This is a genomic window from Pseudomonas sp. G1002 (genome assembly GCF_013385455.1).
In the GTDB taxonomy this organism is placed as follows: domain Bacteria; phylum Pseudomonadota; class Gammaproteobacteria; order Pseudomonadales; family Pseudomonadaceae; genus Aquipseudomonas.
This window is the reverse complement of record NZ_JACAPY010000035.1, coordinates 12,761-27,919: the sequence shown is the minus strand read 5'-3', so window position 1 is coordinate 27,919 and position 15,159 is coordinate 12,761. Positions and strand designations below refer to the sequence as shown.

The following is a 15,159-nucleotide window of genomic DNA, read 5'->3' as shown; positions in this document are numbered from 1 at the left end:
GCGTTCAGGGCTGGGTTCTGGCGACGGCTGGCTGCAAGGACGCCGCGAAGGAGTCGTCGAACAGCTTGGCTGCCGGGTAAGACTTGACCAGTCCCTGGCTTGCGAAAAAGTCCACGGTCTTTTGTGCTTCTACAGGCGACTGGGCTGTCACCGGTTCGACCGTCGTGCGTGCCCGGGCAAACCAGGCGCGGGCAATGTCGGCATCTGCGCGGGTGCGTTTGGCCCACGCATCTGCATACGCGTCGGCGTTGGCCGGGCTTTGGCGCGTCCAGTCACGGGCTTTCTTCAGGCGTTGGAGAAAATCGCTGATTTGCGCACGCTTGTTATCGACGGCCCTGGTGCTGGCGGCGACGAAACTCTGGGCCGGGATCAGCCCGTCTGCGGTCGCCAATACCCGTGCGCCCTGGCGTTCCTGTTGGGTGACGTAGGGTTCCCAGGTGGCGATGACGTCGACCGAACCGCCTTCCAGTGCGTGGGAAGCATCCAGTGCACTGAGGTAGCGCAACTCCAGGGCCTCTTTCGGCACGCCCGCCTTATCCAGTGCGGTCAGCAGCAATTGCTGGCTCCAGGAGCCTTTCCAGATGGCGGCGCGCTTGCCTTTGAGGTCCGCAAGGCTGTGGATCGAGGAATCCTTTTTCACCAGGATGGCCACGCCCTCGAGGTTTTGCCGGCTGATGGCAATCACCTTGATCGGTGCGCCGAGTGCACCGAGGAACAGCACGGGCGCATCGCCGAGCAGGCCGATGTCGAGGCTGTTGGTATTGAGAGCTTCCGCCACGGGAGACCCGGCGGTGAATTGCTTCCATTCAAGGGTGTAGGGCAGATCATCCAGCACCCCCGCCGCTTCCATCACCGCCTGGGCGTTGTAGCTTTGGTCTCCGACCACCAGCGTTTGCGCGTTCGCGGTCAGGCACAGCAGCGAGGCGGCCAACCCGGCCGCCAGTTTTGTCAGGTAACGCACGTTCGTCTCCAGATGCCTTCTCAAGCATTGAAAGTCGATCCGCGCGTGCGGTCTCGGCAGTGTTCGTAGGGAGGGCTACGATGAGGGGCTGACGGCTGCATGTAAAATACTTATAACGCATAACCTAATTCGATATTAATGCGTTAAATGCATTTTTGGGGGTGGTCGGCGCGCACGGACATTGCGTACCCGCCTGCACCACCTACACTGATTTGAATTCGGCGACTCTCGCGCCATTTTTTCAGCCGTATGGCCCGATGCCCGCGCACTCATTGCTCAACAAATAAAGCAGTTAACCAACTGATTAATCAGAGTAAATATGAAAGAGCAGCCTCGGCAGCTTGCATCGGCACCGCAACCAGTGGCGCACAGCCGCGCCCTTTTTCGACCACCCCACCTTCTGGCTCCCTTGAGCCTGCTGTGCATCGCCCTCGCCGGGTGCACCGTCGGGCCCGATTTCGCGCGTCCTGAGGTGCCGGCGAACGCCGATTATTCACGAGAAAAACTCACCTCCACCGCCAAGGCCGATATCGACACCGGCGGTGCGGCGCAGCGGTTGATCGCCGGGATGGATATTCCCGGGCAATGGTGGACGCTGTTCCGCTCACCGGAACTGAACACGCTGGTGGAGGAAGCCTTGCGCGCCAACCCGGATGTCACCGCCGCCCAGGCGGCATTACGCCAGGCCAATGAACTGATCTATGCCGACCAGGCGTCGCTGTTTCCCTCGGTGAGCGGCAACGTGCAGAAGGCCCGCGAGAAAGTATCGGGCGTCACCTCGGGCCTGCCGGAGTCGCCGATTCTCACGGTGAGCTCGGCGTCGCTGAGCGTGTCCTACGCCCCGGATGTGTTCGGCGGCACGCGCCGGCAAATTGAATCCACCTCGGCCCAGGCCGAGTACGAACGCTTCCAGCTGGAGGCGACCTACCTCACCTTGACCTCCAATGTGGTGAACACCGCAGTCAGCCTGGCCTCTATACGCGACCAGATCGCCGCCACCGAAACCATCATTCGGCTACAGAGTGATCAGCTCGACGTCCTGCAGGCGCAGCGCCGGCTGGGTGCGATCGGCGACTCCGACGTGCTCACACAGCAGACCGCGCTGGCGCAAACCCGTGCCACCTTGCCGCCCCTGCAAAAGCAGTTCGCCCAGACCCGCAACCAGTTGATGGCCTACCTCGGCCGGTTTCCCAACCAGGACCGGGACGAGCGCTTCAACCTCGCCTCCCTGCACCTGCCCGAAGAACTGCCGCTCAGCCTGCCTTCGGCCATCGTTGGCCAGCGGCCCGATGTGCGATCTGCGCAGGCGCAACTGCATCAGGCCAGTGCCAATATCGGCGTGGCCGTCGCCAATCAGTTGCCCCAGTTCAGCATTACCGGGTCGGTGGGCTCCACGGTGGCCAGCGGGACCAAACTGTTTTCGGCGGGCAGTGGGGTCTGGAGCCTTGCCGGGTCGATCACCCAACCGATCTTTGATGCCGGCGCACTCGAACATCGCAAACGCGCTGCCGTGGCCGCCTATGACGAGTCGGCAGCCCGCTACCGTGGCACGGTGATCGGCGCGTTCCAGGACGTGGCCAATGCGCTGCGGGCGCTGGAGGCGGATGCCGATGCGCTCAACCAGCAGGTGGTGGCCGAGCGCTCTGCCCAAGCCAACCTGGACCTGGTGCAGGCGCAGTTCAAACTCGGTGCCGTGGCGTACATCAACCTGCTCACGGCCCAGCAAACCTACCAGAACACCGTGCTGGCCCGCGTCAGGGCGCAGGCCTCCCGCTACAGCGACACCACCGCGCTCTTCCAGGCATTGGGTGGCGGATGGTGGAACCGTACCGATGTGGACCCTGCCACCAAGGGCCGGCCTGATCGGTTCGGCCTGCCTTCGTGGAACGAGATCATGCCGGCCAGGAACGAGGCAGCGCCTGCCGATTCGGCACGGTTCAACTGAACTGAACTCTTGAAACAGCGAGAACATCCATGGCTGACGTCATAACCGCCTCTCCCCTGCCCACCGAGCCCGGCGCACCGCGCAAGCGCCGACTGTGGCGGCCGATGATCATCATGATCGTGGTGGTGCTGGTGATTGTGGCGATCATTGCCGGGGTGAAGTTCGTGCAGATTTCGGCGCTGATCGCCCAGTCGAAAATGCCCCTGCCCGCCTCCGTGGTCACGGCCATGAAGGTGCCGTTCAGCGACTGGCAACCGAATGTCAGCGCCGTGGGCTCAATGAAAGCGGTCAGGGGGGTGGATGTGACCACTGAAGTGGGCGGCATCGTGCGCACCATCGGCTTCACGCCCGGGCAAGAAGTGGCGGCCCAGGCGCTGCTCGTCCAGCTGAATGCCGACTCGGACATCGCGCAACTGCATTCCCTTGAGGCCACGGCCGACCTGGCGGTGATCGTCCTCAAGCGTGACAAGGCGCAACTGGCGGTTAACGCCATCTCCCAGGCACAAGTGGACACTGACACCGCCGACCTCAAAGCCAAGCTCGCCGCCGCCGAACAACAGCGCGCGCTGGTGGCGAAAAAAACCATCCGCGCACCGTTTGCCGGGCGCATCGGCATCACCAGCGTCAACCCTGGCCAATACCTCAACCCCGGCGACAAGATCGCCACGCTGCAAACCTTCGATCCGATCTACATCGACTTCACGGTGCCCCAGACTCAAATGGAGGCCATCGCCATCGGCCAAGGGGTTTCGGTAACGGCCGACGGACTGTCGAATCAAACCTTCACCGGCAAGATCAGCACCATCGACACCCAGTTCGACGCCACCACGCGCAATGTCACCGTGGAAGCCACCGTCGACAACCCCAAACAGAACCTGGTGCCCGGGATGTTTGCCCGCGCCATGGTCAACTCCGGTGCGACGCAGCGCTACCTCACCGTTCCGCAGACATCGGTGACCTACAACCCTTACGGCACCACGGTATTCATTGCCACATCGAGCAAGAACGACAAGGGTGAGGAAGTCCTCACCGCGCAACAGACCTTTATCAAGACCGGACCGACCCGGGGCGATCAGGTGGCGATCCTGTCGGGCGTGAAGGAAGGTGACCTGCTGATCACCAGCGGCCAGATGAAGCTCAAGAATGGCTCGCCGGTGAAGGTCGATAACAGCGCCGCGCCGCTGAACGATCCTGCGCCGACTCCCCAAGAACACTAAAGGTGTCCCATGAAGCTTACCGATACCTTTATCCAGCGGCCGGTCTGGGCGATTGTCGTCTCGCTGTTCATCCTGATCCTGGGGCTGCGCTCGATCTTCGAATTGCCGGTGAACCAATGGCCACGCACCGAAAATACCGTGGTCACCATCACTACCGCCTACTACGGCGCGGACGCCTCCACCGTTGCCGGCTTTATTACCCAGCCGCTTGAATCGGCCATCGCCCAGGCCCAGGGCATTGACTACCTGTCTTCAACGAGCATCACCGGTGTCTCGACGATTACCGCCACGCTGCGGCTGAATTACGACGCGAGCAAGGCCCTCACCGAGATCAACACCCAGGTCAACTCGGTCAAGAACCAACTGCCGGCGCAGTCCCAGGAACCAGTGCTGACGGTGGCGGTCGGGCAGACCACAGACGCCATGTACCTGGGTTTCTACAGCGACACCCTGCCCACCAACAACATCACCGACTACCTGGTGCGGGTGGTCAAGCCCAAGCTGGACTCGATCCAGGGCGTGCAAACCGCAGAAATCCTCGGCGGGCGCCAGTTCGCCCTGCGCGCCTGGATGGACCCGAACAAACTGGCAGCGCATAACGTGACCGCCCAGGACGTGTCCACCGCCCTGGCCAACAACAACTACCTGTCTGCCGTCGGTTCCACCCGTGGGCAAACGGTGACGGTCGACCTGACGGCCGGGACCGACTTGCACACCGTGGATGAATTCAAGCGGCTGGTGGTCAAGCAGAAAGGCGATGCCCTGGTGTACCTGGAGGACGTGGCCACCGTCACCCTCGGCGCCGAAAGCTACGACAGCAGCGTGGCGTTTTCCGGCAAGCGTTCGGTGTTCATCGGCATCAAGACGGCGCCGACTGCCAATATCCTGACGGTGGCCGACAGCGTGCGCGAGGCCTTCCCCGAGCTGCAATCCCAGTTGCCCACCGGGGTACGCGGCGAGATCGTGTATGACTCCACGGAGTTCATCAACACCTCGATCTATGAGGTGGTGAAGACCCTGGTCGAGGCGATGATCATTGTGTCGGTGGTGATCTACCTGTTCCTCGGCTCGTTCCGCGCGGTGATCGTGCCGCTGGTGGCGATCCCGCTGTCGCTGGTCGGGACCTTCTTCATCATGTACCTGCTGGGGTACTCGATAAACCTGCTGACCCTGCTTGCCCTGGTATTGGCGATCGGCCTGGTGGTGGACGACGCGATTATCGTGGTGGAAAACGTCGACCGGCATATCAAGGAAGAAGGCAAAGGCGTGCTGGAGGCTGCGCTGGTTGCCGCCCGGGAACTGGGTGGGCCGATCATCGCGATGACCGTGGTGCTGATCGCCGCCTACGTGCCCATCGGACTGCGCAGCGGCCTTACCGGTGCGCTGTTCAAGGAGTTCTGCTTCTCACTGGCGGGTGCCGTGACTGTGTCGGCCGTGGTGGCGTTGACGCTTTCGCCGATGATGACGTCCCGGCTGTTCAAGTCCGGGCAGGAAGAAGGCCGGTTTGCCCGCAAGCTCGATCAGTACTTCGACTGGTTGCGGGGCCGTTACCACCGCGTACTCTCGGGCGGCCTGAACGTATGGCCAGTGCTGGTGACGTTTGGTTTTGTGCTGTTCCTGTTGGTGGCCGCCAGCGGCATGACCGCCAAAAGCGAACTGTCGCCCACCGAGGACCAGGGGCTGGTGTTCATGCAGATCAAGGGCCCGCCCACCGCTTCGCCGCAGCAGATGGAGCGCATCGCCGACCAGGCCTTCCAGATCGCCAACAAAGAGCCGGAATACGCGCAGATGTTCCAGCTGACCGGGTTGCCTATCCTCAACCAGGGCCTGGGCGGTGTGCTGCTGAAAAACTGGGGCGACCGCTCGCGCTCCCAAGCCCAACTGATATTGGAACTCCAGCAGAAATGGAACCAGGTGCCGGGCGCGACCATCGCCGCCTTCCCGCTGCCATCGCTGCCGGGCGCCCAGGGCTTGCCGGTGCAGTTCGTGATCACCACCACCGACTCGGTGGAAAACCTCAACGAAGTCGCCCAGGCCGTGGTGGCCGAGGCCCAGAAACAACAGCTGTTCTATTTCTCCGACATGGACCTGAAACTCGACAAGCCACAAGCCAAGCTGGTGGTGGACCGGGAAAAAATCGCCGCACTGGGCATGACCCAGGCCGACGTCGGTGCGGCGCTGTCCGCGGCACTGGGCGGCAACTACGTGAACTACTTCTCCACTGCCGGGCGCTCGTACAAAGTCATTCCCCAGGTGTTGCAGGTTGATCGCCTCAACCCGGACCAGATTCTCGATTATTACATTCGCACGCCATCCGGCAGCATGATCCAGGCGCGGACCGTGGCGCATATCGAAACCTCGACCCAGCCGGAATCCATCAACCACTTCCAGCAACTCAACTCGGCGACCCTGTCGGGCGTCAGCGGCGTGGCCCAGGGCGAACTGCTGGCGAAACTGAACACCATTCTGACCAATATTGCGCCGTCGGGTTACACCTCGGACTTCTCCGGCGAATCACGCCAGTTCATGCAGGAATCCGGCGGGTTCTTCGGCCTGCTGATGTTCTCAATCCTGATCGTGTACCTGGCCCTGGCGTTTCAGTTCGAGAGTTTCCGCGACCCGGTGGTGATCCTGTTCTCGGTGCCCCCTGCACTCTTCGGCGCGCTGGCGTTTATCACCATGGGCTTTGCCTCGATCAACGTGTACACCCAGGTGGGGCTGGTGACGTTGCTGGGGTTGATCACCAAGCACGGGATCCTGATCGTGCAGTTTGCCAACGAGTTGCAGCGCGTCGGTCACAGCAAGCGTGAGGCCATAGAAGAAGCCGCCGGCGTGCGTCTGCGGCCGATCCTGATGACCACCGCCGCCATGGTGCTGGGCGTGGTGCCGCTGGTGTGGGCCTCCGGTGCCGGGGCTGCGGGACGGCATGACATGGGCCTGGTGATCTTCGCCGGGTTGTCGATCGGTACCGTGCTGACGCTGTTCATGGTGCCTGCGATGTATATGTTCATTGGCTCCACGCACCATCAGGAGGCGGAACAGCCGGTCCCCGTGTAGGAGCGAGCTTGCTCGCTCCTGCAGTGGATCAGTGGGTCAGATCACTACCCGCAGCGCCAAGCCTTCATACGCATCCAGCGTGATGGTGAAATCACCCTCGGGTGTCAGATCGCCCTCCACCCGCTCATTGATGATGTCCACCACCGGCCCGGGCGCAATATCGGGCAGGTGCAGGGTTTCAGTAATAGGCGTCGAGCCGAAGTTCAGCGCCGTGATCTGAGTACCTTTGCCCGCCGGCAGCTCGTGCACCATGATCAACAGCCCCGGGTGCTGCACATCCGGCACCAGGATCTGGCGGCTGGCGGCGATGTCGTAGGCTCGGCGCACCGCGAGGATTCTTTGCAGTTGCGAGGCAAATGAATCCGGGTCGGCCAACTGGCTGATCAGGCTGCCATACAAGGTTTTCGGGCGCGGCATCTGCCCGGCGGATTGCTCCGCATCCGGATTCAGGTCCACCAGGTCATAGGCGCCGCGATGGATCCAGCGTGTGTCGCCATCCAGCATCAAGTGGGCCACCTCCTCCGCCGGTAACGGCAATGCGCCCACCAGGTCCCAGCCGGACAGTGCAAACACCCCCGGTTGCATCGCGTTGTACATCACCAGCAGCAGGTGAATCTGGCGGATCTGCTGGATATCCGCCGGGGTAATCGCCTCAAGGTCGCGAATGCCCAGCGCCGCCGTGATGATGCTGGCGGTGGTGCAGGACACGCCGTTGGTCACGAACTTCAGGTTATACGGCGCGTGTTCGCCAGCCAGGCGTTCGTACATCTGCTCGCGGATATGCTCGCGCAGGATGCCGCCGGGAAAGGTCTGCCCCTGATAGAGGTAGGTGTCATGGGCGTGCAACGTCCAGAAGTGCACCAGTTCCAGGGTCAGCTCGTCATGGTTCTGCAAGGCGTGGATCAGCGAGCCGGGGTCGATGCCCAGGGTGTGCATCTCCCGCAGCATCAGGCGCAGGAATTCGGTGTCGCCCATCAATAACGCGTGCTGGTAAGCCGGGCGCGTGATGAAGTCGTAGGACAGGTCTGCGCCGCCGTGGGACATGGCGGCGATGTCGTCCACCGTCAGGTTCAATTCCTGGAAGCTGAAACCGCCCGCCTTGCGAATCGCGCCGCCCAGGATCTGGTTGCCGGTGATGGACAGCGGATGGCTTTCAGACCAGGCGTTACCTTCCAGTTTTCGTTCCACACCGAGGAAACCGTTGGCATCCAGGCGCAGGATTTTCGCCCCCATTACGTCGATGGCGTGCAGGGCGTCGCCGATGATCATCTGCTGCGCGGCGAAGGTCGGGTCCAGCCAGTTCAGCGATGGTTGCCCTTCCTTGAAGTAATGCAGGTACACCCAGCGGCGGGGCTTGCCGTCCACGCCGATGACCACATCAGTCGCGCTCCAGTCGGTTTCCTTGACCCCGGGTTCGAAGAAGATCACCCGTTGCAACTGGCCGACGATGTAGTGCTTGTCCCTGAGCACGTCGACCTGCTGCGGGCTGAGGTTCTGCGCATCGCGGCCCTCGCTGATGTCGGGCAGCAGCGGCCAGTCTTCTTCGCGGATCTCCACCATGTGGTAGAGCCCGGGATAGTCTTCGTAGGCCATCTCGGCCAGGCGGAAGTCTGCGCCCTTGCCGGTGTGGGACGGGATCACATCGTCAATGATCACCGCGTTGTGCGCGGCGGCCATGCGAGCCAGCGCCTGAAGCTGGGCTTCGGTGCCCAGTTGCGGGTCGATGTCGAAGCTGATGCGGTCAAAATTGCCGTCAATGGTGGGAGTGTGCTCGGTACCGGATAGACCGCCCGAGCGTTTCAACGGGCCGTTATGGATGCCCTGGATGCCGATTTTCGACAGCGCGTGCCACAAGGTATCATCCCCCAGGGCCTCCAGTACGCTGCCGTTCTCACGGGTGACGATGGACGCCGGATAGGCCGTGAACCACACCGATGCCAGGGCTGAAGCATCACGGGGCCGGGTATGGGCATACGGCTGTTGCCACAACCGGCCTTGCCCCGAGTAGAGCCTGGCGCGCTGCTTGGCGGCATGCAGCATCGATTGTTCCACCAGCCAGGCCACATGTTTCTTATCGGCGTCCGTCATAAATCAATCACCTGCACCCATGAAGTAGTCGGTTGCGGTGGCTGCATATGAACCACCGTTCGTTACTGTATGAGGCCCCGGGCGGCGATTCGTTGCATCCGGGATGGCGACCCTTCCCCGGCCTAGACCCATCCACCGTCCACAATGAAGTTCTGTGCGGTACACATCGCCGATACATCAGAGGCCAGGAACAGCGCCATATTGGCGATATGTTCCGGCTCCACACTGCCCGGCAGGCACTGGCTGCGGGCGATCAACTCCCGGGCCGCGTCATCCACCCACATCGCCAGTTGTTTCTCGGTCATCACCCAGCCCGGCACCAGCGTATTGACCCTGATACGGCTGGGCCCAAGCTCCCGCGCCAGGGCCCGGGTCATGCCGTGGGCGGCGGCTTTGCTGGCGGCGTATACCGGGTAGCCGCTGGAAGCCATCATCCAGCCGATGGAACCCAGGTTGATGATCGACCCACCGCCTGCGGCCTTCATCATCGGCACCACGGCCCGGGCCGCGAAAAACCCGTGCTTCAGGTTGACCGAAATCAGTTGGTCGAACCGCTCCGAGTCGATTTCATCCAGGGTGTGCCGAACGTCATTGGCGGCATTGTTCACCAGCACGTCGATCGGCCCAAGGCTCTGCGCCAGGCACGCTATCGCGGCCTTGTACGCGATCTCGTCGGTGATATCGCAATGGGCGAATTCGACGGCATGGCCCTCGGCCGACAATATCGCCGCCAATCGGTCGCCCTGCCCTTGCGCCCGGTCCACGAAGGCTACCTTGGCCCCCTGGCGTGCGAAGGCACGCACCATGGCCTCGCCTATCCCGGAAGCACCGCCGGAGATCAGCACGGTTTTATCCCGCAGGTCCGGGTACATCGCCTGCGCGCCGGGCTGTTTTTCAGTGTTCATGGGGCAGTCACTCCGCTGTATTTAGTCTTATTTTATATTGCATGTTTTGCGATATTGGCTATAAATCAGCCCTGCAGCCGAATAAATAGTAGAACTATTTAATTAACAACAATAAAGGTAGCTCAGTCATGCGGCAATCCCGATTCCTGCTTACCGGCCTTGGCCTCTCCCTGGCGGTGGCCAGCCTGGGCGCTCAGGCGGCTGGCTTGTCCAGCGAACACAAACCCTTCGGTAAAACCAATGACGGCACCGCCGTCGAGCAGTATGTATTGCGTAACAGTCATGGCGTACAAGCCACGGTCATCACCTATGGCGCGGTCTTGCAGTCGCTGAAAGTACCCGACAAACACGGCCAGTTCGCCGACGTGGTGCTGGGCTTCGATGACGTCCAGGGCTACCAGGCCGGTACCGCGTTCTTCGGCGCGACCATCGGCCGTTTTGGCAACCGCCTGGACAAGGGCAGCTTTGAACTGGACGGCAAACGCTATCAAGTGCCCCTCAACGACGGGCCGAACTCGCTGCACGGCGGCCCGCAAGGTTTCGACAAGCATGTGTGGAAAGCCCAGCCGGTCAAGCAGGACGATTCGGTGGGCGTGACCCTGAGCTACCTGTCCAAGGACGGCGAGATGGGTTTCCCCGGCAACCTGAAAGTCGATGTCACCTATAGCCTCAACGACAAGAACGAACTGCACATCGACTACAAGGCCACCACCGACAAACCCACGGTGCTCAACCTCACCAACCACAGTTACTTCAACCTCGCCGGCGCCGGCAGCGGTGATGTGCTCAAGCAGGTCGCCACCCTGCATGCCAGCCATTACACCCCGGTCAACAGCACCCTGATTCCCACCGGCGAACTGGCCCCGGTCGCCGGCACGCCGATGGACTTTCTCAAGCCCACTGCCATCGGCCAGCACATCAAGGACGATCATCCCCAGCTGAAATTCGCCGAACCTAAACAAGGCGGTTTTGACTTCAACTGGGTGCTGGATGCCAAGGGTGATATCGGCAAACTGGCCGCCGACGTTCGTGACCCGCAGTCCGGTCGCCGCTTGCAGCTGTATACCAGCGAGCCTGGCGTGCAGTTCTATACCGGCAACTTCCTCGACGGGACGATCAAGGGCAAGGGTGGCAAGCCTTACGCCCACTGGAGTGCGTTCACCCTGGAAACCCAGCATTTTCCCGACGGCCCCAACCAGCCGAGCTTCCCCTCTACCCGTCTCGATCCTGGCCAGACCTACACGCAGAATACCGTGCTGAAATTCTCTGCTGACTAAACTTGTGGGAGCTGTCGAGCTTTGGCGAGGCTGCGATGACGTCGGCACTATCAATATCCAAGGTGCCTGACCCACCGCTATCGCAGCCTCGCCAAAGCTCGACAGCTCCCACAGTACCGGCGTTAGCAGGGCTGCCGGGAAACGTCAGCGGCCATCAGTTCCACAAACCGATCTTTTCCAGCTCCTGCTTGAAGTTCTCGCGGGTGATCAGCGTCACCTCATCCATGGCCGTGTACTTCGGCGGCTCCTTACCCGTAGTGACCCACTCGAACATCATGCTCGCGGTGTTGTAGCCCTCGATGTGCGGGCTGGGCAGCATCGAGCCGAAGAAGCCGCTGTTGGCTTTCTTCAATTCGCCAATGGCATCGGTGCCGTTGATGCCGATGCCGATGACATTCGCCGCCGCAAACCCGGCGCTTTCGGTGGCGCGCACGCCGCCAAGCACGGTGTTGTCATTCATGCCGCCGATGATCAGGTTTTTCGCGCCGCCGGGCAGCTTGACCAGCGCCGAGTTGGTGGCGTCCATGCTGCCGGGGACGTCGAGGGTCTTGAGGGCTGCGTACAGGATGTGGTCATCCGGAATGCCCGCGGCCTTCAGGGATTTGACCGAGCCATCAGTGCGCTTTTTGCCGGTATCGAGTTCGTTGTAGGTGTTGATCACCGCATAGGTGTCCTTCCAGTCCCAGCCACGTTTTTTCGCTTCAGTGGCCATGGCACTGCCCTGCTTCTCGCCCACTTCAAACGCGGCCATGCCCAGGTAAGGCACGTCTTCCATGAAGTTGCCCTTGGCATCCACAAAACGGTCATCCACGGCGATCACTTTCAAGCCGTTGGCTTTGGCCTTGGCCATGATCGCCGGGCCGAGGGACACGTCCGGCGGGCAAATCACAAAACCCTTGGCACCATTAGCGGCCAGGCTGTCGATGGCCGAGAGGGTTTTTTCGCCGTCGGGCACGGCGATCTTGATCACCTCGAAGCCCTTGTCCTTGCCGGCCTTTTCGGCGAAGGCCCATTCGGTCTGGAACCAGGGCTCTTCCGCCTGCTTGACCAGAAAGCCGATCTTCACCGGCTCGGCCGCCAGCAACAGGCTGCTCAGGCCGACGGCGGACACCGCCACAGCGGCGCAGCACAGGGAACGGATACCACGACGACGATTCATAGGGTGACTCCTTGTTGTTGTTTTTGAGTGCGTTAAACAGCCTGTTGGTTATCCTGCAAAGCGGTGGCAGGTTTTCCCCGGCACATCGACCTCAATGGCCAGCACCGCACCGTCCAGCGGGTGATCCAGCGGGCTGGCGGCACTGGTGATGTACAAGGTCTTGAGGTCGGGGCCTGCGAACACGCAACTGGTGGGACGGCTGACCGGCAATTCGATGACCCGGTCAACTTCACCGTCCGGCGTCAGCCGCAGCAGGCAGCTGCCGTCCCAGCGGGCGTTCCAGATATAGCCTTCGGCGTCCATGGCCGAGCCGTCCGGGCCACCCCGGGAGTGAGGCCCGAACCAGACCTGCGCGGGTGCGAGCTGGCCCTGTTCATTAATCGGATATTGATAGAGCGTGCCGTCCAGGCTGTCGCCGAAATGCACGTGGGTGGCGGCGTCGTTCCACAGCAAGGTGTTGGGAATGCCCAAGCCTTGCAGCAACGGTGTGACCTGCCCGTCGGTATCGACCCGGAACAGGCCGCCGGAACGTCGCAGCACCGGCAAGTCTTCACCGTGCTCGCCGATGTTGTTCTGCATGGTGCCCAGCCACAGCCGGCCCTGGGCGTCGCAGCGGGCTTCGTTGGCACGGTTGCCCGCTTGCGGATCGGCGACGCAAAGCAAGGTCAGGCGTGGATCGCTCGGCGTCGAATCGAGGTCGAGGCGATACACGCCGCTGCTCAGGGTCACCAGTGCATCGCCGCTGGCGCACGGGATAAACGCCGAGACCGGCTCAGGCAATTGCCAGGTGTGCAATTGCCCGCCCTGCAGGCGCAAGGCCTGCTGGCCGATGATGTCCACCCAATACAAGGCCTGGCCCGGTACATCCCAGAACGGCCCTTCGCCCAGCCGAGCCCGGTGCGGTGTGACTGCGGTCCACGACATGAAACCTCCTGCTTTCTTGTTGTTTTCAGGTGGTACCGGTTACAGCGCGTCGCGCGACGGCTGCCCATCTACCAGACGCTGAATGCGCAACGGGTTGGCATTCTTCAGCGCGTCGGGGAGCAGGCTATCAGGGTAATTCTGAAAGCACACAGGTCGCAGGAAACGCTCGATCGCCAGGGTGCCCACGGAAGTGCCACGGGCATCCGAAGTCGCCGGATACGGCCCGCCATGGACCATCGCGTCACACACCTCGACGCCCGTGGGGTAGCCGTTGAGCAGGATGCGGCCAACCTTTTGCTCCAGCAGCGGCGTCAACTCGCCGAACTGGGTGAAATCCGCCGGCTCGCCAATGATCGTCGCGGTCAATTGGCCGTGCAGGCCGTGCAACGCCGCAGTGAGTTGGGCCTGGTCGGCGACTTCCACGAACACCGTGGTGGGGCCGAACACTTCCTCCTGCAGCACTTCATCGCCGTTGATCAGCAGGCTGGCGTCCGCTTTGAATAGCTGTGGCTGCGCCTGATTGCCGGTTTGCGTCTGGCCCGCCAGGTGCTCGATGCCAGGATGGGCCAGCAGCGTGTGCAGGCCTTTGCCGTAGCTGTTCAAGGTGCCGGCATTGAGCATGGTTTGCGCGGGCTGGCCGCCGATCAGTTGGGCGACCTGTTGGGTGAGGCCTGTGAACGCTGGCGAGGCAATCCCGATCACCAGCCCCGGGTTCGTGCAGAACTGGCCGCACCCCTGCACCACCGAGGCGACCAGGTCGCGGGCGATGGTGTCTGCCCGGGTTTGCAGGGCCTGGGGCAAGACGATCACCGGGTTGATGCTGGACATCTCGGCGAACACCGGGATCGGTTGCGGGCGTGCCGCCGCCATATCGCACAACGCCCGGCCGCCTTTGAGCGAGCCGGTGAAACCCACGGCCTGGATCGCCGGGTGCTTGACCAGCGCTTCCCCCACACCGCCGCCGAAGATCATGTTGAACACGCCGCCGGGCATACCTGTGCGCTCGGCCGCCCGCATGATCGCATCGGCGACCCGCTCGGCGGTGGCCATGTGGCCGCTGTGGGCCTTGAACACCACGGGGCAACCGGCCGCCAGCGCGGCGGCGGTGTCGCCACCGGCAGTGGAAAAGGCCAGGGGGAAATTGCTCGCCCCAAACACCGCGACCGGCCCCAGGCCGATGCGGTATTGGCGCAGATCCGGGCGCGGCAAGGGCTGACGATCCGGCAGCGCCTGGTCGATCCGCGCGCCGTAGAAATCACCGCGCCGCAGTACCTTGGCGAACAACCGCATCTGGCCGCTGGTACGACCGCGCTCACCCTGGATACGCCCGGCGGGCAATGCCGTTTCGCGGCAGACCAGGGCGACAAAGTCATCGCCCAGGGCGTCCAGTTCATCGGCTATCGCCTCCAGGAACGACGCACGATGCTGCGCGCTCAGGCTGCGATAGGCCGGGTAAGCCTGAGCGGCGGCGTTGGCCGCGGCGTCGACCTCCTGCGCGGTGGCCTGGTAGAAATCAAAGGGCAATGCCTCGCCACTGGTGGCGTCGATGCTCTGCAGGGTGATGCTGCCGGCAGCGCTGCGCTGGCCGCCGATGTAGTTGTGGCCACAAATCCGGGTCATGCCTGT

At 62.5% G+C, this 15,159-nt stretch carries 10 protein-coding genes; 4 read left to right on the top strand and 6 right to left on the bottom strand.

What is annotated here, in order from left to right:
* Positions 1–4: 4 nt before the first annotated feature.
* On the bottom strand, positions 5–961 hold the full coding sequence (locus tag HX801_RS23135) for an ABC transporter substrate-binding protein (protein WP_177022807.1): 957 nt from the start codon (positions 959–961) through the stop codon (positions 5–7).
* Between the two features lie 409 nt (positions 962–1,370).
* Here HX801_RS23135 and HX801_RS23130 point away from each other — a divergent pair, with 409 nt between their 5' ends.
* The 3 genes from HX801_RS23130 to HX801_RS23120 all read left to right on the top strand — a co-directional run bounded on the left by HX801_RS23130 (position 1,371) and on the right by HX801_RS23120 (position 7,180).
* Complete coding sequence (locus HX801_RS23130; protein WP_256344288.1) at positions 1,371–2,906, top strand: efflux transporter outer membrane subunit; 1,536 nt, start codon at positions 1,371–1,373, stop codon at positions 2,904–2,906.
* Positions 2,907–3,010: 104 nt separating this feature from the next.
* Entirely contained in the window at positions 3,011–4,123 is a 1,113-nt protein-coding gene (locus tag HX801_RS23125) for an efflux RND transporter periplasmic adaptor subunit (RefSeq protein WP_177022838.1), read from the top strand.
* A 9-nt stretch (positions 4,124–4,132) separates the two neighbouring features.
* Complete coding sequence (locus HX801_RS23120; RefSeq protein WP_177022806.1) at positions 4,133–7,180, top strand: efflux RND transporter permease subunit; 3,048 nt, start codon at positions 4,133–4,135, stop codon at positions 7,178–7,180.
* Positions 7,181–7,216: 36 nt separating this feature from the next.
* Here the strand turns inward: HX801_RS23120 and treS are convergent, their stop codons facing one another.
* Entirely contained in the window at positions 7,217–9,268 is a 2,052-nt protein-coding gene (gene treS / locus HX801_RS23115) for a maltose alpha-D-glucosyltransferase (protein ID WP_177022805.1), read from the bottom strand.
* A gap of 122 nt (positions 9,269–9,390) precedes the next feature.
* Complete coding sequence (locus HX801_RS23110; RefSeq protein WP_003217767.1) at positions 9,391–10,173, bottom strand: SDR family NAD(P)-dependent oxidoreductase; 783 nt, start codon at positions 10,171–10,173, stop codon at positions 9,391–9,393.
* Between the two features lie 128 nt (positions 10,174–10,301).
* Here HX801_RS23110 and HX801_RS23105 point away from each other — a divergent pair, with 128 nt between their 5' ends.
* Positions 10,302–11,450 (top strand): aldose epimerase family protein, encoded by a 1,149-nt coding sequence (locus HX801_RS23105; protein WP_102369085.1) that lies wholly within the window; start codon positions 10,302–10,304, stop codon positions 11,448–11,450.
* Positions 11,451–11,604: 154 nt separating this feature from the next.
* Here the strand turns inward: HX801_RS23105 and HX801_RS23100 are convergent, their stop codons facing one another.
* Genes HX801_RS23100 through HX801_RS23090 form a run of 3 tightly spaced genes read right to left on the bottom strand, consistent with a single transcriptional unit; the run spans position 11,605 to position 15,153 of the window.
* Positions 11,605–12,609 (bottom strand): substrate-binding domain-containing protein, encoded by a 1,005-nt coding sequence (locus HX801_RS23100; protein WP_003217769.1) that lies wholly within the window; start codon positions 12,607–12,609, stop codon positions 11,605–11,607.
* A gap of 48 nt (positions 12,610–12,657) precedes the next feature.
* Positions 12,658–13,533: an SMP-30/gluconolactonase/LRE family protein gene (locus tag HX801_RS23095; protein WP_102369086.1), complete on the bottom strand. Its 876-nt coding sequence runs from the start codon at positions 13,531–13,533 to the stop codon at positions 12,658–12,660.
* A gap of 39 nt (positions 13,534–13,572) precedes the next feature.
* Positions 13,573–15,153, bottom strand: coding sequence for an aldehyde dehydrogenase (NADP(+)) (locus HX801_RS23090; protein WP_177022804.1), 1,581 nt, complete (start codon positions 15,151–15,153; stop codon positions 13,573–13,575).
* Positions 15,154–15,159 lie beyond the last annotated feature (6 nt).